Here is a 19134-nt window from a genome sequence, read left to right as displayed (position 1 = left end):
GTCAGTGCCGGTTCGCCGCGCGCTCGTCGGCGAGGATCGGGTCCCACTGCTTCTCGAGCTCACGCTCGGAGGGAGTGGCGAGGAACCCGGCGGGCGCGAATCGGCGCGAGGGCACCGGCTCGTCCTCGTGGTTCTCGCCGCCGCCGCGGCGGATCGCCGTGATCGTGACGATGACGGCGGCCACGATGACGATGATCGCGAGCGTCACGAACACGATCGACAGGGTGCCCTGCACGAAGGTGTTGCGGATGACGGCGCCCATGACCTCGGGGGTCCCGAGGGTCGTGTCGCCGGCGGCCAGCGCGTCGCGGTAGCGGAAGTGGTTGGACCAGTATCCGATCGCCGGGTTCGGCGAGAAGATCTTGTACGCCGAGGCGGTGATCGTCACGACCGCGGCGAACGCGAGCGGCAGAGCCACGATCCACAGCCACCGCACGAACGACGGCCCGCGCTTGGCGATGATCGCGAGCACCACGGCGAGCGCGATCGCGGCCAGCAGCTGGTTGGCGATGCCGAACAGCGGGAAGAACGTGTTGATGCCGCCGAGCGGGTCGGTCACACCGAGGATGAGGATCGCTCCCCAGCCGGCGACCATGATCGCCGTCGTGATCCACACGCCCGGGCGCCACGAGACGTCGCGGAACTTGGGGACCCAGTGGCCGATCGAGTCCTGCAGCATGAAGCGGGCGACGCGGGTACCGGCATCCACCGCCGTGAGGATGAACAGCGCCTCGAACATGATCGCGAAGTGGTACCAGAACGCCATCATCGCGGGGCCGCCGAGCGCCTGCTGCATGATGTGCGCGAGACCCAGCGCGAGGGTCGGTGCGCCACCGGTGCGCGAGACGATCGACTCCTCGCCGACCGCGGCGGCCGTGCTCGTGAGCATCTCCGGAGTGAGGTTCACCCCGGTGATGCCGAGCGAGTTCACGAACGCGACCGCACCCTCGACGGTGCCCTGCGTGGCCGCGGCCGACGCGTTCATCGCGTAGTAGATGCCCTGGTCGATCGAGATCGCGGCGACGAGGGCCATGATCGCGACGAAGGACTCCATGATCATGCCGCCGTAGCCGATGAAGCGCGTCTGGCGCTCCTTCTCGACGAGCTTGGGGGTCGTCCCCGACGAGATGAGCGCATGGAAGCCCGACAGGGCGCCGCAGGCGATCGTCACGAACAGGAACGGGAAGAGGGGACCGGCGAACACCGGCCCGGTGCCCTCGAGGGCGAAGTCGGTGACCGCCGGCACGGTGATCTCGGGGCGGACCAGGACGATCGCACCGGCGAGCATCACGATGACGCCGATCTTCATGAACGTCGACAGGTAGTCGCGCGGGGCGAGCAGCAGCCAGACGGGGAGGACCGCGGCGATGAAGCCGTAGATGATGATTCCCCAGGCGATCACGGTGCGGTCGAGGTGCAGGAACTCCTGCCCCCACGCGGTCTCGGCCACCCAGCCGCCGGCGACGATCGCCGCGATCAGCAGGACGAAGCCGATGATCGAGACCTCGGTCACCTTGCCGGGCCGCAGGTAGCGCAGGTACAGGCCCATGAACAGGGCGATCGGGATCGTCATCGACACCGAGAAGACGCCCCACGGGCTCTCACCGAGGGCGTTGACGACGACGAGGGCGAGGATCGCCACGATGATCAGCATGATCAGCAGCGACGCGATGATCGCGGCGGTGCCGCCGATGCGGCCGAGCTCCTGACGGGCCATCTGGCCGATCGTGCGACCGCCGCGGCGCATCGAGAAGAACAGGACCGTGTAGTCCTGCACGGCGCCGGCGAGCACGACGCCGACGATGATCCAGATGGTGCCGGGGAGGAAGCCCATCTGCGCGGCGAGGACGGGACCGACGAGCGGACCAGCGCCCGCGATCGCGGCGAAGTGGTGGCCGTAGAGCACACGACGGTCGGTCGGGACGTAGTCCTTGCCGTCCTGCTTGACCTCTGCCGGGGTGGCACGACGGTCGTCGGGGCGCAGCAGGTGCTTCTCGATGACCTTCGAGTAGAAGCGGTAGCCGATGAGATAGGTGGCGACGGCCGCGAACACGAACCAGATCGCGTTGACGGTCTCGCCGCGGACGATGGCGAGCATCGTCCACCCGAGACCACCCGCGAGGGCGATGGCGGCCCAGATGACGATCTTCAGCGGCGTCCAGCGGCCGTCCTTGGCCTTCTGCTCCTCGGTGAGGGCGACGGGGGGAAGCGAGGGATCGGGTTCGAGCGTGGCGGCCTTGCCACGGCGCGACGGTGCAGACATGGGCGACTCCTTCAGGGCGCGTCTTTGCGTACGAGCCAGGGTAGGAAGACGGATGCCGCCGCCGCGGCCGCCTGCCCGGGTCGCTGCGACGAGCGGCACGACCGGCGCGACGAACGGCGTGGGCGGCCCGGCCGAGTCCTGGCGGGAAGGCGGACGGGCCGCATACGGTTGACCCACACGACAGAGGGGGTCCCCGTGGCACACGACGCCGCACCGACGGTCACGCGCAACGATGAGAAGAACCGCTATGAGATCCACGTCGACGGCGCGGTGGCCGGGTACACGCTCATCACGACCGACGATGCCGGTCGCACCGTGATGCCCCACACCAAGATCGACCCCGCCTACAAGGGCCAGGGGCTCGGCAAGATCCTGGTCTCCGAGGCGCTCGCCGATCTCGCCCGACGCGAGGCGGAGGTCGTCCCCACGTGCCCGTTCGTGGCCGGCTACCTCGCGGACAACGACGTGCCCGGCCTCACCGTCGCCACACCCGACGCGGAGTGACCGGATGACCCGCCTCGACGCCGACCCCACCGAGACCGTCGACGCCCCGGCATCCTGCGACGGACCGCGCGCCCTCCTGCTGTCCTCGCGCGAGGTCCCCCTCGGCGGGGTGCGCGGTATGCAGGTCCACCGCGCCCTGCCGCAGCGCGAGCTCCCGATGGTGGGCGCCTGGTGCTTCCTCGACCGGTTCGGGCCGCAGGTCACGACGATGCGGGTCGAGCCGCATCCGCACATCGGGTTGCAGACGGTGACCTGGCCCTTCGCCGGCGAGACGCGGCACCGCGACACGATCGGCTCCGACGTCGTCATCAAGCGCGGCCAACTGAACATCATGACCAGCGGCGCCGGCATCGCGCACTCCGAGTACTCCGTCGGCGACGAGCCCACCGTCACTGATGCGCTCCAGCTCTGGGTCGCTCTGCCCGAGTCGCGCCGACACGGTGCGCCGGACTTCGAACGGCACACCGAGCTCCCGATCGTCGAACTGGGCGAGGGGGCGGCCGCCGTCGTCGTGGTCGGCGAGCTCGCCGGCATCCGCTCCCCCGCCACCATGTACACACCCATCGTCGGTGCCGAGGTCTACATCCCGGCGGGCGCGCGCATCCGCATCCCGCTGAACCCGGCATGGGAGCACGCGATCGTCGGCGTGGACGGGGCGCCGCTCGTGCACGCCGCGGACGACCCCGCCGCGCTCGGCGACAACGATCTGCTTTACCTCGGGCTGGGGCGCGACGGCATCGACATCGCTGCACCCACCGATGTCACGGTGTTCCTCCTCGGCGGCGAGCCGTTCGAGAGCGACATCGTCATGTGGTGGAACTTCGTCGGCCGCAGCCATGACGAGATCGTCGCGGCGCGCGAGGAATGGGAGGCGGATGCCGCCCGGTTCGGGCACGTCGTCACGCACGGCGACGAGCGCATCCCGGCGCCGCCGCTGCCCACCGTTCGACTCACGAAGCGACGTCGCCGCGCCTGATTTTGCACGGCCCGACGGGCCATGGGCCGCGGATAGCCTTGGATCCGTGACCCGCACACTCCTCTCGACGCGCGTGCTGCTCGTCTGCGCCGCGCTCGGAGTCGCGACCGGGTTGCTCGGGGGCGTCGCGGGGGTGATCACCCCGTTCGTGATCGCAGCCGCGCCGTGGGCGTACGGACTCGTGCTCGGATCGCACGTGCTGCCCGGGATCATCGCGCAGCAGGTGTTCCGGCTGCCCCTCGTCGCCCTCACGACGCACATCCTCGCGGCGCTCGTCGCGAGCGCCGTCAACCCGGCGTGGATCGGCCGGTTCCTGGGGACGGCCCTGCTGTTCGGTGCGATCCAGGAGGGCGTCGCCGCCCTCACCCGGTACCGCTCGTGGGGCGCCTGGCGCTTCTTCGCCGCAGCCCTCGTGATCGGAGTGATCGTGGCCGGCGTCGTCTTCTTCGCCGCGAACCTCGGCAAGCTGCCGCCGTGGGCGCAGATCGCCTACCTGCTCCTCGCGCTGGCCGGCCCGGTCGCGTGGACGGCTGCCGGTCTCGGCGTGGGTGAGAGCCTCCGTCGCGCAGGCGTGGCACGCGGAGTTAGGTCAGGCTAAGCTAAGCGCGACCCGTCCCCTCGGTTTGGATCCCCGTGAGCTCTGCCACCTCCGGCATCACCGCGGCCGGGGCGCCCCGTGACGACCGGACGCCCACGCCGCTGCTGCGCGTGCGTGAGGTCGCGATCACTCACGAAGGAGCGGATGCGGCGGTCCCGTCATCCGTCACGTTCGACATCGCCCCGGGCGAGGTCGTCCTGCTGCTCGGGCCGAGCGGCTCGGGCAAGTCGACGCTCGCCCTCGCTACCAACGGGCTTATCCCACAGGCGGTGCCGGCGACGCTGATCGGCGCGGTCACCGTGCACGGGATGACCACCTCCGACACCCCCGTCGCCCGCCTGGCCGGTCACGTCGGCATGGTGTTCCAGGACCCCGATGCGCAGCTGATCACTGGAACGGTGTTCGACGACGTCGCCTTCGGCCCCGAGAACCTGCGGATGCCGGTGGCCGACGTGCTCGCCCGCACCGAGCACGCGCTGCGCCAGGTGGGGCTGTGGGAGCGCCGCGGTGAGAACCCCGACCGACTGTCCGGCGGCGGCAAGCAGCGCCTCGCGATCGCGTGCGCGCTGGCGATGGGGTCGGAACTCCTCGTCCTCGACGAGCCCACCGCGAATCTCGACCCCGCCGGCATCGAGGACGTCTACGACGCCCTGCGGGGCGTCGCCGCCGAGGGGCGGTCGATCCTGCTGGTCGAGCACAACCTCGACGCCGCCGTCGGCCTGACCGACCGGGTCGTCGTCCTCGACGGCCAGGGGCGCACGGTCGCCGACGGCACCGTCGACGAGGTACTGCGCGAGCGGGCCGAGGAGCTCGAGACGATCGGTGTCTGGCTGCCGGTCTCGACGATGGCCGCGCTCGCCCTGCGCCGGGCCGGGTGGAACCTGCCGCGCACGCCCCTGACCCCCGCGGAGCTCACCGAGGCGCTCGACTCCGCCACGGCCCCCGTTGAGAATTCAGTCTCTGCGGCGCCGGGCGGACCTGCGAAAAGTCCCGATCCGCGGCTTTCCGCCCCTGCCGAGCGGGGGGCCAGAGCAGCGGGACTGAATTCGGTCCGCGGTGGCGGCATGGGCGAGACGTGGGCGGCGATCGAGGTCCGGGGGCTCACGCTCCGGCGCGGCCGCCGAACCGTCCTGCACGACATCGACCTGACGGTGCGCGCGGGCGAGTTCGTCGCCGTCGTCGGCGCGAACGGGGCCGGCAAGACGACGTTCGTGCAGGCGATGGCGGGCGTCATCCCGCCGCCGCGCGGCGCCGTGCGTGTCGACGGCGCCGACCCGGCACGCACGAGCCTGCGCGATCTGTCCCGCCGGATCGGGTTCGTCTTCCAGAACCCCGAGCACCAGTTCATCGCGCACACCGTCTTCGACGAGCTCGCCCACGGCCTGCGCCGGCGGGGTCTGCCGGACGACGAGATCCGCGAGCGAACGACCGCGATGCTCGAGAGGTTCGGTCTCGAGGACAAGGGCGGAGTGCACCCCTTCCTCCTGTCGGGCGGTCAGAAGCGTCGCCTCTCGGTGGGGACCGCCCTCGTCGCAGGCGCCCCGATCCTCGCCCTCGACGAACCCACGTTCGGGCAGGATCGCGCCCGCGCCGACGAGCTTCTGCGCCTCCTTCGCGATCTCAACGAGGCGGGTACGACGATCGTCGTCGTGACGCACGACATGCAACTGGTCGCCGAGTACGCGCACCGCGTGGTCGTGGTGCACGACGGGCGGATCCGAGCGGATGCCGCGACCGCCGACGTCTTCGCGGACGAGGCGCTGCTGCGGCAGGCGGGCCTGCGTCGCCCGCCTCTGCAGCAGGCGCTGCGCGGCGTGACGCGGCATCCGGAGCTCGCCGCCGTGACATCGCTGCGGGTACTCGCCGGAGGTGGGGCATGACCGCCGTCGCCGATCCCTACACCGGCGCCGTCGCCCGGGGTCTGCTCGCGCGCATCGGCCCGCTGGCGAAGCTCGCGGCGCCTCTGCCCGCCATGGTGGCGCTCATCTTCTCGCGCGATCTGCTCACCCCGCTCGTGTTCCTGGCGGTCGCCTACGTCATGATCTTCGTCGGCGCACGCGTGTCCGCGCGGGTCGCCGCCCTGCTCGTGATCGGGCTCCCGATCGGCGCCGCCGTCGTCGGACTCTCGCTGGGGCTGTGGGTCGATCGCACCCTCGTCGACGGCACCGATCCGGTCCTGTCGGTCGGATCCTGGACCCTCTACGCCGGCGCCGTCGAGATCGGACTCGCGACGGGGACGCGCCTCGCCGCGATCTTCTCGCTCGGGCTCGTCGCCGGGCTCACGACCACCGGCCCCGACCTCGTGCGTGCGACGGTGCAGCAGCTGCGGGTGCCGTACCGCATCGGCTATGCGGCGCTCGCGGCGATCCGGTTCGTGCCCCGGTTCGGGTACGAACTCGAGGTGATCCGACAGGCGCACCGGGTGCGCGGCGCGCTCGGCGGACGCGGCCCTATCGCCGCGATCGCCCGGTGGTGGGGGTACATCGTGCCGCTGCTGGCCGGAGCCATACGGCACGCCGAGCGCGTCGCCCTCGCGATGGACGCGCGGGCTTTCGGCGCGCACCCCGACCGCACCGAGCGGCACCTCCTGCCCTGGCGGACGCGCGACACGGTGTTCGTCCTCGTCTTCTGGGTCGCCTCCGCGGCGATCCTCGCCGCCCTGTTCCCCTGGGGCATGTGACCCCCCCGATGGAAGGATGCCGATGGCCCGCGCCAGCGCACTCGTGAAGCCCCCGCACCAGGAACTGCTGCACCTGAGCGTGCTGCGCACCGAACGGCTCGCAGCCCATTGGATGCGCGTCACCCTCGGCGGCGGCGATGTCGATCGGTTCACCCCGCGCGGTTTCGATCAGTGGTTCCGCCTGTTCCTGCCGATCGGCGGCGAGGCGGGCCTCGAGCGGATCCCGGCGAAGGCCAACACGCTCCTCGGCTACCTGCGTTATCTGCGCATCCCCGAGGGCGAGCGGCCCGTCATGCGCAACTACACGGTGCGCGCGTACCGCGCGGCGACGACGGATGCCGGCGCCGAGATCGACGTCGACTTCGTGCTGCACGGCCATGGCGACGACGCTGGCCCCGCCTCGGGCTGGGCCGAACGCGCACAGCCCGGTGAGAGCGTCGTCATCCTGGACGAAGGACTCGGCTTCAACCCCGATCGCGGTGTCGATGACGTCGTGCTCGTGGCCGACGAGACCGGTGCGCCCGCCGTCGCGGGCGTGCTCGCATCCCTGCCGTCGACAGCGACGGGCGTCGCGATCGTCGAGGCGCCGACCGCGGACGACGTCCTCCCGCTGGAGGGGCCGGCAGGAGTCGAGGTCCGGTGGCTCGTGCGCGAGGCGGACGCCGCGCCCGGCGCGGTCGCCCTCGCCGAGCTGATGCGGCGACCGGCGGCCTCCGGCGCGCACCACTTCATCGTGGGCGAACAGAACCTCCCCACCGCGGCCCGGCGCCACCTCGTCGCGCAGGGCGTCGACAAGAGCGCGATCAGTTTCATCGGGTACTGGCGCAGGACGGCGACGAACGAGAAGGTGACGCGCTGACATGGGCAAGGTGACGACCGCGTACCTGATGACGTGTGCCGCGATCGGTGTGGCCGGGGGCGTCATGCTGGCGTTCGCCTGGTGGCTCTCGACGGCCCTGTTCGCGACGGTGCCGTTCGCCTCCGTCGCGATCGCGGGACTGTGGATGATGCCCGCGGTCATCGCACTGCGGCTCATCCGGCGCCCGTTCGCAGGGCTCCTCGTGGGGCTCATCTCGGGTCTCGTGCTCACGCCGTTCTACACGGCCGGCGCGATCGCGACGACGCTCTTCTGGGCGTTCTTCCCGGAGCTCCCGTTCCTCGCGACGATCTACCGCCGGTGGTCGAGGTGGCTCCATTACGCCGGAGCCGTCGTGGCGGGCGTGGCCTACCCGATCCTCGCGGCACAGTCCTTCGACCTCTGGGTCATGGCGTTCCCCGCTCTCGTCGCCTTCTTCGTCCTGTGCACGATGAGCTGCCTCGTCGCCACGTGGGGCGGCATCGTCATCGCCGACCGCCTCACAGCGGCCGGGGTCGCCCGCCTGGCACGTCGCAGGGCCGCCCCCGCGACCTGACACCGGGTCTCGTGCGGCGCGGAACGCCGGTGCTAGGGTGAGGCCACTTCCCGCTCAGGACGGCGACGGCGCCGCCCGCGTACCCGGCCGCGGGAAGGCGGATCGCTTTCTCTGAGGAGGTCGGCGTGACCACGACGCCTGTGCATCTGACCCGTCCGGACGGCAAGGGGCTCGCCCAGGGCACGCTCGGCCTCTGGGGGTCGACCGTCATCGGTCTCGCCTCGACCGCGCCGGTGTACTCGCTCGTCGCGACGCTCGGCTACGTCGTCCTCGCCGTCGGCGGCCAGGCGCCGATCGCGTTCGTGATCGCCTTCGTCCCGATGCTCCTCATCGCCTTCGCGTATCGCGAGCTGAACAACGACGTGCCCGACTGCGGCACGACGTTCACCTGGGGCACGAAGGCGTTCGGCCCGTGGGTGGGCTGGATGGGCGGCTGGGGCGTCGCGATCGCCGGCATGATCGTGCTCGCGAACCTCGCCCAGGTCGCATCGATCTACTTCTGGGCCCTGCTCGGTCAGGAGTTCGAGGAGCCCAACGACTGGCGGATCGTGCTCGTCGCGGTCGCGTTCATCGCCGCGATGACCTACATCTCGTGGCGTGGCGTCGAGATCGGCGAGCGCATCCAGAACATCCTGCTCGGCATCCAGTACCTCGCCCTCATCGTCTTCGTCATCGCCGCCCTCACCCAGTTCTTCTCGGGCTCCGCTCCGAACCCGACGGCGTTCGACTGGCAGTGGCTGAACCCGTTCGCCTTCGGCGAGTGGGGCGGGTTCATCGAGGCGATCCTGCTCGCGATCTTCATCTACTGGGGTTGGGACACCTGCCTCGCGCTCAACGAGGAGACGAAGGACCCCAAGCGCATCCCGGGCCTCGCCGCGCTCCTGACCTGCGTGCTGCTGCTCGTCACCTACGTCTCGGTCACGATCGCCGCGATGATGTACGCCGGCGTCGGCGAGGACGGCACGGGTCTCGGCAACGTCGACAACGCCGACGACTTCTTCCTCGCCATCAAGGATGGACTGCTCGGGCCGTGGGGCTGGCTGCTCGTGGTCGCCGTCCTCATCTCGGCCGTCTCGTCGACGCAGACGACGATCCTCCCGACCGCACGCGGCACCCTCGCGATGGGTGTCTACCGCGCCCTCCCGGCGAAGTTCAAGGACGTCCACCCCCGCTACAAGACACCGTCGTTCTCGACGCTCGTGATGGGCATCGTCGCGAGCGTCTACTACGTCGTGATGACGTCGCTCAGCGACGCGATCCTGCAGGACACGATCCTCTCGCTCGGTCTCGCAATCGCCTTCTACTACGCCATCACCGGATACGCGTGCGTCTGGTACTTCCGCAAGGACCTGTTCCGCTCGGCGCGCGACACCTGGTTCAAGGGGGTGTTCCCCCTCGTCGGTGCGCTGATGCTCACCTACGCGTTCATCCAGTCGGCGATCGACATGCTGAACCCCGATTACGGCTACTCGGGCGCGCTGCTCGGCGTCGGTTCGACCTTCGTCGTCGGCATCGGCGCCCTCGGTCTCGGGGTCGTCCTGATGCTCGTGTGGTTCCTGTTCCCGCGCTCGAAGCGATTCTTCCGCGGCGAGAGCCTCAACCGCGAGACCCCCGTCCTCGTCCCCGACGACACCAGCTCCCTCCCCCGCTCCATCGACGGCGGCATCTGACCGCCCCCGAAAGGACCCGCATGCGCATCCTCATCATCGGCGCGGGCGGCGTCGGCAGCGCCGCCGCGCGCATCCTCCGCCGCCGCGACTTCTACGACGCGGTGATCATCGCCGACTACGACCCCGCCCGGCCGCAGGCGCTCGTGGAGGAGCTGGGCGACGAGCGGTTCGCCGCGGCGCAGGTGGATGCCTCGAGCGCCGAGTCCGTGGCATCCCTCCTCCGCGAGCACTCCGCCACCCATGTGCTGAACGCGGTCGACCCGCGCTTCGTCATGCCGATCTTCGACGGTGCGTTCGCGGCGGGTGCGACCTACCTCGACATGGCGATGAGCCTGTCGCAGCGGCATCCGGAACGACCCTACGAAGAGGTCGGTGTGAAGCTCGGCGACGAGCAGTTCGCGAAGGAGCAGGAATGGAAGGATGCCGGGCGGCTCGCGCTCGTCGGCATCGGCGTCGAGCCGGGGCTCTCGGACGTCTTCGCCCGCTACGCCGAGGACGAGCTGTTCGACGAGATCGACGAGCTCGGTGTGCGCGACGGTGCGAACCTCGTCGTCGCCGGGTACGACTTCGCCCCGTCGTTCTCGATCTGGACGACGATCGAGGAGTGTCTCAACCCGCCCGTGATCTACGAGGAGGACAAGGGCTGGTACGTCACCGAGCCGTTCAGCGAGCCCGAGGTGTTCGACTTCCCCGAGGGGATCGGACCGGTCGAGTGCGTCAACGTGGAGCACGAGGAGGTGCTCCTGATGCCGCGATGGACGAAGGCGAAGCGCGTCACGTTCAAATACGGCCTCGGCGACGAGTTCATCAAGGTGCTGCGGGTGCTCAACAAGCTCGGCCTCGACAAGACCGACAAGCTCAGCGTGAAGGGTGTCGAGGTCTCGCCGCGCGACGTGGTCGCGGCGGCTCTGCCCGACCCGGCCACCCTCGGCGACAAGATGAGCGGCAAGACGTGCGCCGGGGTCTGGGTGACGGGCACCGGCAAGGACGGTCAGCCGCGGTCGACGTACCTGTACCACGTGGCCGACAACGAAGAGACGATGCGCGAGGACAACTCGCAGGCCGTCGTCTGGCAGACCGCCATCAACCCGGTCATCGCGCTCGAGCTGCTCGCCCGCGGCACGTGGTCGGGCACCGGTGTCCTCGGCCCCGAAGCGTTCGACGCGAAGCCGTTCCTCGAGCTGCTCGCCGCGCCCAAGCCCGAAGGCTACGGCTCGCCGTGGGGCATGCGGGAGCAGCCGCATCCGGTCGCGTCGGGCAGTTAGAGCGCGCCGAGCACGCGGCCCAACGCGTCGACGAACTCGTCGGCGTCCTCGCGCGTGAGGGTCAGCGGCGGCTTCACCTTGAGCACGTTCGACCGCTCGGACGTCAGCTGCATGATGATCCCCTCGTCGAGCAGGCGTTCGCACACGTCGGCGGTCTCCGCCGTCGCGGGGACGAGCCCGTCGCGGACGAGCTCCACCCCGAGGTAGAGCCCCGTGCCGTGCACGGTGCCGATGAGCGGATGCCGCGCCGCGAGCTCTTCGAGCCGGTGCCGCAGATGCGCACCGACGACCCGGGCGTTCTCCTGCAGCGACTCGGCCTCGATCACGTCGAGCACCGCCTCGCCGGCGACCGCTCCGGCGGGGGCCCCGCCCGCCGATGAGAAGAACTTCCCCTCGTCGCGCAGGGCGTCGACGATCTCGCGCCGCGTGATGACGGCGCCGAGCGGATACGCGTTGCCCGCTGCCTTGGCCACGGTGACGATGTCGGGCTCGGCTCCGAGCAGCTGCCACCCCCAGAACGCGTCGCCGAGACGGCCGAGACCCACCTGGATCTCGTCGGCGATCGCGAGTCCGCCGTGCTCGCGGATCGCGTCGTACACCGCGGGCAGATATCCGGCCGGAGGGATCACGCCGCCCGCGTTGCCGAGCACCGGCTCACTGATGAAGGCCGCCGCCGGTCGCCCCTCGGCGGCGAGCCGGTCCGCGATCTGCGCGACCTGCGCGGCGTAGGCCGCCGCGGCGTCTGGCCCGCGGTGCGGTCCGCGGTAGGTGTTCGGCGCATCGGCGAGGTGCACCCAGTCGGGCCGCGAGTCGAGGGCGGCGGGATTGTCGAACGCCGACGTGGTGACGGCATCCGCCCCCATCGTCCAGCCGTGATACCCCTCGCGCAGCGCGATCACCTCGCGGCGACCGGTCGCCAACTGCGCGAGACGCAACGCGAGGTCGACGGCCTCCGAGCCGCTGTTGACCGGGATGACGGTGTCGAGCCGTGTTCCGGCGACTCGCGCCAGCAGCTTCTCGGTGAAGCGCGCGTAGGCGGCGTAGAGGAAGCGGGAGTTCGTGTTGAGCAGGCGCAGCTGACGCGTGACGCGGTCGACGAACACCGGGTGGCTGTGCCCGATCGCCGTCACGTTGTTGACGAGATCGAGGTAGGCGCGTCCGCGGACATCGACGAAGCGGGTGCCCCAGGCCCGCTCGAACTGCGGCGGTTCCGCGTAGTAGCGCTCGCTGGCTCCGCCCATGGCGCGCTCGCGCGCGACCCGCGCCTCGCGCACGGTGACGGTCGGGTCCGGTGCCGGCACAAGGCCGAGGAGGGGGGACGGGTCGGCGGCGGCATCCGTCTCGTACTCGTCGTCAGGGCCGCCGAAGGGGGCCGACGGTGCGGCCGAGCGGATGCGGCGGCTCACCCGCAGGCCAGCGCCGTCTCTCGCGACGCGGCCGATGATCCCGCCCGCCGCGACCGGGCCGTCGCCGGTGGAGGGTTCGAGCCCGTCGACGCGCAGGACCACGCCGCGGTCGCGGAGTTCGACGCTGTCGTCTACGACCGAGACGGTGCCGGCGAAGGGCGCTCGGACGGCGGCGGCGGGCTCCGCCCACACCTCGACGATCCGCGCCCGGGCGGCGGCGGGAGCCGATACGTCCCACGGCACCCGCGTCAGCCGGGCCTCGCCGAAGCGTGCGACCGCGACGCCCGACGCGGGCCGCGCGTCGCGGGCGAGGCGGGTCTCGGCATCCGGTTCGGTCCAGCGGCCCTCGTCGAGCTGCGGGCTCGTGATGCCGAGGTCGAGCACGACGGGCGCGTCCCAGCCGTCCACGAGCGGGGCGTAGGCGACGTCGCGGCGGTGCGGACGGCCGAGAGCGAGCCGCAGCGCGGCCGTCGCCTCGTCGTGCGGGATCGCGGAGGAGAGGTTCAGGACGGCGGCCTCGTGCTCGACCCGCTCCCGCGCGTAGTCGTTGTCGCCGTCGATGCGCAGCTGACTCCACCCGCTGACGGCGAGCACGGCGCCGCGCAGCACGACGAGGGGCCAGAGCGCGTCGACCTCGTCGTCGCTCAGTTCCGCCTCGGCCGCGAAACCGCTCACGGCGCGACCCGTCGCGGCGAGGCTCTCGGTGCGCGCGAGCACGTCGCCGGCGAGGATCGCGATCTCGGCGACGCGCCAGGACCGCCCCACGTCTCCCAGGTCGACGACGTACAGCTCGTCCTGCGGCGTGCGCATGACGTTGTCGGCGGTGAGATCGCCGTGCACGACCTGCAGCGGCAGCGCGTCGGCCACTGCCGCGACGCGCGCGGCCGCGTCGCGGGCGGCCTCCAGGCACGCGTCCCGACGCTCGGGTGGCAGGTCGTCGATGAGGGATTCGACGACCTCGAGCGCGCGACGCAGATCCCACTGGATGCCGCGCTCCGCCGCCGGGTGCTCGATCCCCGCGAGCGCCGCGACCGCGCGCCCCGCCGTGCGGCCGAGCCGCTCCGCGACCGCCCCGTCCATCGCGCCGCCGTCGGCGAGGGAGCTCCCCTCGACGAACTCGAGGACGCGGGCGGTCGCGACGACGCCGTCCCCGTCCACGAGCGGCAGCGTGACCGAGCCGTCCCGCGCGGGGATCGCGGACGGGGTGCGGATCCCGGCATCCGTCAACCGGTCGGCCGCGACGAGCTGCAGGTCGATCTCACCGGCGGTGGTCGAAGGATGGTGCACCTTCAGCAGCACCCGGTGACCTGTCGGCGCGGTCACCGCGTAGTTGCGGTCCTGCTGGCTGCCGAGCTCGTGGACCTCTCCCTCGACCCGCCAGTGCTCACGGACGAACGCGCCCGCGAGGGCGTGGTCGACGTTCGGGCGTGCGAGCAGGAACGGGGAGTCGTCGGTCATGGGGGTCCTCCGCAACGGATGCTATCGGCACCCGTCAACACGGCGAGGTCCCGATCCGGCCGGGAAAGATCGGCGGATCACCGGCCCGATCGGGACCTCGCCGCGGGTCAGGAGAGGTCGACCGCGACCCTCACGCCCTCGGTCGCCGAACGCTGCGCGGCGTTCGCCAGCAGCAGTGCCGCGCGACCGTCGTCGAACGTCGGGCTCGCCGACTCCTCGCCCCGCACCAGGGCGATGAATTCCGCGAGTTCGGCACGGTACGAGGGGGTGTAGCGGGTGACCATGGATGCCTCGAACGGCGCACCGGCCGCGACACCGTTCGCGTTCGACAGGCTCACGAGGCTCGTACCCTGGTTCGCGACGGTGAGGTCGCCCTCGCTGCCGTAGGCCTCGATGCGCTGGTCGTACCCGGTCGTGCTGTGCCGCGAGTTGATGATCGTGACGAGGGCCCCCGAGGCGGACTTGAGGATAGTCGTCGTCGTGTCGAAGTCGCCGTGCTCGCGTGCGCCCTCGTCGAACGTCGTCGTGCCGAACGCGGTGACCTCGACGATGTCGGGCAGGAAGTAGCGCGCCATGTCGAAGTCGTGGATCGTCATGTCGCGGAAGATGCCCCCCGAGACGGCGACATACGAGGCCGGCGGCGCGGACGGGTCGCGGCTGATGATCGTGAGCTGCTCGAGACGGCCGATCTCCCCCGCCGCGACGCGCGCGCGGGCGGTGTGGAAGCCGGGGTCGAAGCGGCGGTTGAACCCGAGCGCGACGGGCACGCCCGCCGCGGCGACGACCGGCCGCAGCGCCTCGACGCGGTCGATGTCGAGGTCGATCGGCTTCTCGCACAAGACCGGGATGCCGGCCTCCACGGCGCTGCGGATGAGGTCGACGTGCGTCGGGGTCGGCGATGCGACGAGCACGGCGTCGACCTCGCCCGAGGCGAACACCTCGGCGGGGTCGGTCGTCGTCTTGCCGCCGTACTGCGCGGCGAGCCTCTCGGCGCCGTCGATGAAGGGGTCGGCGATCCACGCCAGGTCGGCATCGGGGGATGCGGCGATGCTCGCGGCGTGCACCTGGCCGATGCGTCCGGAGCCGAAGAGTCCGAAGCGGACGGGGGTGGCGGTCATGTCGTTCCTGTTCGTCGAGGAGGGGGAAGAGGAGTCAGACCCACGCGCGCAGGGCGTCGCGGTTGGTCGTCTGATCGGCGGAGCGCGCGGTGACGAAGGCGTCGAGGGCGACGTCGGGCCCGTTGAGCACGTCCTGCTCGACGACGACCCAGCCCTCGTAGCCGCGGGCGTCGAGGGCCGCCATCACGGCGCCGAGGTCGATGTCGCCCTGACCGAAGGCGACGAACGATCCGCCCGACCAGACCTCCGGCATCCCGCCGCCGGCGGCGAGCACCCGCCGCAGCGCGGCGAGGTCGACGTCCTTGAGGTGCAGGTGGTTGATGCGGTCGCCCCAGCGCTCGACGGCCGCGAGCGGGTCGCCGCCGGCGATGAAGAGGTGGCCCGTGTCGAGGGTGAGGTCGACATCGGTGTCGGCGACGAACCGGTCGATCTCATCGGGCGACTCGACGAAGGTCCCGGCGTGGTGGTGGAACGTCGGCTCGAAACCGGCCTCGCGGACGATGCGCGCGGCGCGGGCGACGTTGTCGGTGAGGCGGCCCCAGGCATCCGCGTCGAGCCGGTCGACCTCGGTGCCGCGACCGGGGGCACCGCGGCGGAGCGACGACCCGTCGTCGGCGAGGGTCGGCAGGGGCAGCGGGCCCGTGCCCGCCTCGGCGCCGACCGAGAACTGCCGGAGCGCGGCCAGCAGGTCGGGCAGAGCCGCCGCGAACGCCTCGTCGTCCGAGAACGGCAGCTGCACCCAGCCGCCTGCCAGCCCGAGCCCGAACCTCTCGAGCCGGGCGCGCAGGGCCGCGCCCTCACCGAGGTAGCCGAGGGGTCCCAGATCGATGCCGGCGTAGTCGGCCGCCGCGAGGGCCTCCATCATCGCGTCGGGCGAGATCGTCTCGGCACCCTCCGGCGTCAGCTCGAAGACGCCGAAGCTGACCGGTGCGCCGGCGACCGTCGCCTTCATCGGGCGCCCCCGCCGAGGAGCGGGCGCTGGGCGGCGCGTTCGCCGACGTAGGCCTCGCGGGCCCGCTGCGTGGACTCGATGGTCGACACCTCCGGAACGGGCACGTCCCACCACCCGGCACCATCGGGGGCGTAGACGAGCGGATCGCTGTTGATGTGGATGAACGTCGACCGATCGGATGCCTTCGCGGCGGCGACCGCGGCGGTCAGGTCGGCTGCGGCATCCGGTCCTTCGGCGATCTCGACGACGTCGAGACCGTAGCTGCGGGCGTTCATCGCGAGGTCGACGGGGAGGACCTCGCCGCCCTGGAAGTTCTTCGCCGCCCGGTCGTAGGTGCGGTACTGCGTGCCGAAGCGCTGCGAGCCGACCGTCTCGGAGAGGTGACCGATCGAGGCGAAGCCGTGGTTCTGGATGAGTACGACGATGATCTTGATGCCCTCCGCGACAGCTGTCACGAGCTCGCTGTTGAGCATCAGATACGACCCGTCGCCGACCATGACGACGACGTCGCGGTCGTCGTCCGCGGCCTCGAGTCCGCGCTTGGCACCGAGGCCGCCGGCGATCTCGTAGCCCATGCACGAGAACGCGTACTCGACGTGGTAGCCGAGCGGATCGCGCACGCGCCACAGCTTGTGGAGGTCGCCGGGCAGCGATCCCGCGGCCTGCACGATGACGTCGCGCGGGTCGGTCGCCGCGTGGACGGCGTGGATGATCTCGGGCTGACCGGGGCGGTCCGCACCCGTCGGGGCGAACGCGCGGTCGACGATCTCGTCCCACTCGGCCTTCTGCCGGGCGATCTGCTCGGCGTGCTCCGCCGTGACGCGGAAGCCTTCGAGCTCCCGCGTCAGCGCGACGAGCGCCTCGCGCGCGTCGGCGATGACCGGCAGCTCCGAGCCGTGCTTGTAGGCGTCGAAGGCGGCGACGTTGATGTTGACGAAGACGACGTCCGGGTTCTGGAACACGGTCCGCGACGCGGTGGTGAAGTCGCTGTACCGCGTGCCGATCCCGATGACGACGTCGGCCTGGGCCGCGAGCCGGTTGGCTGCGAGCGAGCCGGTCGCCCCGACACCGCCGAGGTACTGCGGGTGGTCCCACACGAGGGAGCCGCCGCCGGCCTGCGTCGTGCCGACGGGGATGCCGGTGGCCTCCACGAAGGCGCGGAGCTGCTCCTCGGCCTCGGAGTAGACGACCCCGCCACCGGCGACGATGAACGGTGCTTTTGCCGAACGGATGGCGGCGACGGCGCGCTCGAGCGGACCGCGCTCGGGAAGCGGCCGGCGGATGTGCCACTCCCGGTCCTGCAGGAACTCGGTCGGCACGTCGAGCGCCTCGGCCTGCACGTCCTCGGGGAGGGCGATCGTGACGGCGCCGGTCTCGGCGGGGTCGGTGAGCACCCGCATCGCGGCGAGGGCGATCGAGTAGAGCTGCTCGGGCCGCTGTACGCGGTCGAAGAACTTCGAGAGCGGGCGGAAGGCGTCGTTGACCGTGAGCCCGATGTCCCACGGCTGCTCGAGCTGCTGCAGCACGGGGTCGGCGACACGCGTCGCGAACGTGTCGCTCGGCAGCAGGAGCGCGGGCAGGCGGTTGGTCGTCGCGAGGGCGGCTCCCGTGAGCATGTTGGCCGCGCCGGGACCGACGGATGCCGCGGCCGCATACGTGCCGCGGCGGCGGTGCATCCGGGCGTAACCGACCGCCTGGTGCACCATCGCCTGCTCGTTGCGCGCCTGGTGGTACGGCATGAGGTCGGGGTCGTGGACGTTCAGCTGCGTGAGCGCCTGACCGATGCCGGCCACGTTGCCGTGCCCGAAGATGCCGAAGACCCCGGGGATCGTGCGCTCGCGCACATCGCCGTCGACGGTCCACTGGTGGGCCAGGAACTCGATGAGCGCCTGACTGACCGTCATCCGCTTCGTCTCTGCCATCAGGATCGGCCTTCCTCGGTCGGGTACGGCAGTCGCGGGTCGGTGCCCTGCTCCGCCCACGTGTCGCGGACCCACGCGTGCGCGGGGTCGTCGCTGATGAGCCATGCGCGGTCGGGGTCGGGACCGGCCATGACGTTCAGGTAGTAGAGGTCGTAGCCGGGTGCCGCGACGGCGGGACCGTGGTAACCGTACGGCACGAGAGCGATGTCGCCCGTGCGGACCATCGCGTTGATGTCGATCTCGCCGGCGGGCGACGAGTAGGTGCTGAACATGCCGAACGCGGTGTCGGAGGATGCCGTGGACCCGGCCACCGGCGCCGACTCGAAGTAGTAGATCTCCTCGAGGCGCGACTCGTGCCCGGGGACGCGCTCGTCGTGCTTGTGCGGCGGGTACGACGACCAGTTGCCGGCGGGGGTGATGACCTCGCACACGATCAGGCGGTCGGCATCCAACGCTTGCGGCGTCCCGAAGTTGTGCACCTGACGACTCGACGATCCCGCCCCGCGCAGCTCGACGGGCGTCTCGTCCGCGGCGATGTACCGCCACGGGTGACGGACGGATGCCGGGGCCTCCGCGACGGCGACGCGACCGCGCCCCGTGAGGGTCGCGGTGCGGCCGACCGGCAGGTAGAGCACGTCGGTCGGTCCGTCGAAGACTGAGCGCCGTCCCCGCAGCGTCGTCTGCTCACGATCGTTCCCGTCGGCGTGGTCGACCTCGAACGACCCCGCGAGCGGCACGACGATGCGCTCGACGTCGGTCGCGGTGAGTTCCACGCGGTCGCCCTCGCCGAGGTCGGCCACGCGGATGCCGGTGTGCTGCCAACCGGGGGTCTGACGACCGACGACGCTCTCCCAGCCGCCGGCGGCGAGGTCGCCGCGGCGGTGGAACCAGGTGTTCTCGATGCTCATCT

At 71.3% G+C, this 19134-nt stretch carries 15 protein-coding genes; 9 read left to right on the top strand and 6 right to left on the bottom strand.

Features of this window, described 5'->3' with window-relative positions; translation table 11 throughout:
* Position 1 precedes the first annotated feature (1 nt).
* The gene (locus ACIGEP_RS11525; RefSeq protein ID WP_396661755.1) at positions 2–2263 is read right to left on the bottom strand and encodes a carbon starvation CstA family protein; all 2262 of its coding nucleotides are present in this window, start codon (positions 2261–2263) and stop codon (positions 2–4) included.
* 195 nt (positions 2264–2458) lie between these two features.
* Between ACIGEP_RS11525 and ACIGEP_RS11520 the strand changes: the two genes are divergently transcribed.
* The 9 genes from ACIGEP_RS11520 to ACIGEP_RS11480 all read left to right on the top strand — a co-directional run bounded on the left by ACIGEP_RS11520 (position 2459) and on the right by ACIGEP_RS11480 (position 11368).
* Entirely contained in the window at positions 2459–2767 is a 309-nt protein-coding gene (locus ACIGEP_RS11520; RefSeq protein WP_396661754.1) for a GNAT family N-acetyltransferase, read from the top strand.
* Between the two features lie 4 nt (positions 2768–2771).
* Positions 2772–3743: a pirin family protein gene (locus ACIGEP_RS11515; RefSeq protein WP_396661753.1), complete on the top strand. Its 972-nt coding sequence runs from the start codon at positions 2772–2774 to the stop codon at positions 3741–3743.
* A gap of 46 nt (positions 3744–3789) precedes the next feature.
* A complete protein-coding gene (locus ACIGEP_RS11510) occupies positions 3790–4341 on the top strand; it encodes an ECF transporter S component (protein ID WP_396661752.1) in 552 nt (183 codons plus the stop codon).
* Between the two features lie 35 nt (positions 4342–4376).
* Positions 4377–6221: an ABC transporter ATP-binding protein gene (locus ACIGEP_RS11505; protein ID WP_396661751.1), complete on the top strand. Its 1845-nt coding sequence runs from the start codon at positions 4377–4379 to the stop codon at positions 6219–6221.
* Positions 6218–7021 (top strand): energy-coupling factor transporter transmembrane component T family protein, encoded by an 804-nt coding sequence (locus ACIGEP_RS11500; RefSeq protein ID WP_396661750.1) that lies wholly within the window; start codon positions 6218–6220, stop codon positions 7019–7021. Before ACIGEP_RS11505 ends, ACIGEP_RS11500 begins: the two co-directional genes overlap by 4 nt.
* A 22-nt stretch (positions 7022–7043) precedes the next feature.
* The gene (locus ACIGEP_RS11495; RefSeq protein ID WP_396661749.1) at positions 7044–7880 is read left to right on the top strand and encodes a siderophore-interacting protein; all 837 of its coding nucleotides are present in this window, start codon (positions 7044–7046) and stop codon (positions 7878–7880) included.
* Between the two features lies 1 nt (position 7881).
* A complete protein-coding gene (locus ACIGEP_RS11490; protein ID WP_396661748.1) occupies positions 7882–8433 on the top strand; it encodes an ECF transporter S component in 552 nt (183 codons plus the stop codon).
* A gap of 125 nt (positions 8434–8558) precedes the next feature.
* Entirely contained in the window at positions 8559–10103 is a 1545-nt protein-coding gene (locus ACIGEP_RS11485) for an APC family permease (RefSeq protein ID WP_396661747.1), read from the top strand.
* A gap of 20 nt (positions 10104–10123) precedes the next feature.
* On the top strand, positions 10124–11368 hold the full coding sequence (locus ACIGEP_RS11480) for a saccharopine dehydrogenase family protein (RefSeq protein WP_396661746.1): 1245 nt from the start codon (positions 10124–10126) through the stop codon (positions 11366–11368).
* On the opposite strand, the gene ACIGEP_RS11475 is transcribed toward ACIGEP_RS11480, so the two are convergent.
* The 5 genes from ACIGEP_RS11475 to iolB all read right to left on the bottom strand — a co-directional run bounded on the left by ACIGEP_RS11475 (position 11365) and on the right by iolB (position 19132).
* Positions 11365–14232 (bottom strand): aminotransferase, encoded by a 2868-nt coding sequence (locus ACIGEP_RS11475; RefSeq protein WP_396661745.1) that lies wholly within the window; start codon positions 14230–14232, stop codon positions 11365–11367. The genes ACIGEP_RS11480 and ACIGEP_RS11475 overlap by 4 nt on opposite strands.
* A 107-nt stretch (positions 14233–14339) precedes the next feature.
* Positions 14340–15350 (bottom strand): inositol 2-dehydrogenase, encoded by a 1011-nt coding sequence (gene iolG / locus ACIGEP_RS11470; protein WP_396661744.1) that lies wholly within the window; start codon positions 15348–15350, stop codon positions 14340–14342.
* Positions 15351–15384: 34 nt separating this feature from the next.
* The gene (locus tag ACIGEP_RS11465) at positions 15385–16302 is read right to left on the bottom strand and encodes a sugar phosphate isomerase/epimerase family protein (protein ID WP_396661743.1); all 918 of its coding nucleotides are present in this window, start codon (positions 16300–16302) and stop codon (positions 15385–15387) included.
* Entirely contained in the window at positions 16299–18224 is a 1926-nt protein-coding gene (gene iolD, locus ACIGEP_RS11460; protein ID WP_396661742.1) for a 3D-(3,5/4)-trihydroxycyclohexane-1,2-dione acylhydrolase (decyclizing), read from the bottom strand. The genes ACIGEP_RS11465 and iolD overlap by 4 nt, the downstream gene beginning before the upstream one ends.
* Positions 18224–19132: a 5-deoxy-glucuronate isomerase gene (gene iolB / locus ACIGEP_RS11455; protein WP_396661741.1), complete on the bottom strand. Its 909-nt coding sequence runs from the start codon at positions 19130–19132 to the stop codon at positions 18224–18226. The genes iolD and iolB overlap by 1 nt, the downstream gene beginning before the upstream one ends.
* Between the last annotated feature and the right edge of the window lie 2 nt (positions 19133–19134).

Origin of the sequence: Microbacterium sp. NPDC077663 (assembly GCF_044542795.1) — a bacterium.
Classification (GTDB): Bacteria; Actinomycetota; Actinomycetes; order Actinomycetales; family Microbacteriaceae; genus Microbacterium.
The sequence above is the reverse complement of the archived record's forward strand: the minus strand, read 5'-3'. Positions and strand labels throughout refer to the sequence as shown.

Bases quoted from the DNA above. Each gene is read 5' to 3' on its own strand.
- ACIGEP_RS11525 (WP_396661755.1), bottom strand. From the start codon at position 2,263: ATGTCTGCACCGTCGCGCCGTGGCAAGGCCGCCACGCTCGAACCCGAT.
- ACIGEP_RS11515 (WP_396661753.1), top strand. From the start codon at position 2,772: ATGACCCGCCTCGACGCCGACCCCACCGAGACCGTCGACGCCCCGGCA.
- ACIGEP_RS11500 (WP_396661750.1), top strand. From the start codon at position 6,218: ATGACCGCCGTCGCCGATCCCTACACCGGCGCCGTCGCCCGGGGTCTG.
- ACIGEP_RS11495 (WP_396661749.1), top strand. From the start codon at position 7,044: ATGGCCCGCGCCAGCGCACTCGTGAAGCCCCCGCACCAGGAACTGCTG.
- ACIGEP_RS11490 (WP_396661748.1), top strand. From the start codon at position 7,882: ATGGGCAAGGTGACGACCGCGTACCTGATGACGTGTGCCGCGATCGGT.
- ACIGEP_RS11480 (WP_396661746.1), top strand. From the start codon at position 10,124: ATGCGCATCCTCATCATCGGCGCGGGCGGCGTCGGCAGCGCCGCCGCG.
- ACIGEP_RS11475 (WP_396661745.1), bottom strand. From the start codon at position 14,232: ATGACCGACGACTCCCCGTTCCTGCTCGCACGCCCGAACGTCGACCAC.
- iolG (WP_396661744.1), bottom strand. From the start codon at position 15,350: ATGACCGCCACCCCCGTCCGCTTCGGACTCTTCGGCTCCGGACGCATC.
- ACIGEP_RS11465 (WP_396661743.1), bottom strand. From the start codon at position 16,302: ATGAAGGCGACGGTCGCCGGCGCACCGGTCAGCTTCGGCGTCTTCGAG.
- iolD (WP_396661742.1), bottom strand. From the start codon at position 18,224: ATGGCAGAGACGAAGCGGATGACGGTCAGTCAGGCGCTCATCGAGTTC.
- iolB (WP_396661741.1), bottom strand. From the start codon at position 19,132: ATGAGCATCGAGAACACCTGGTTCCACCGCCGCGGCGACCTCGCCGCC.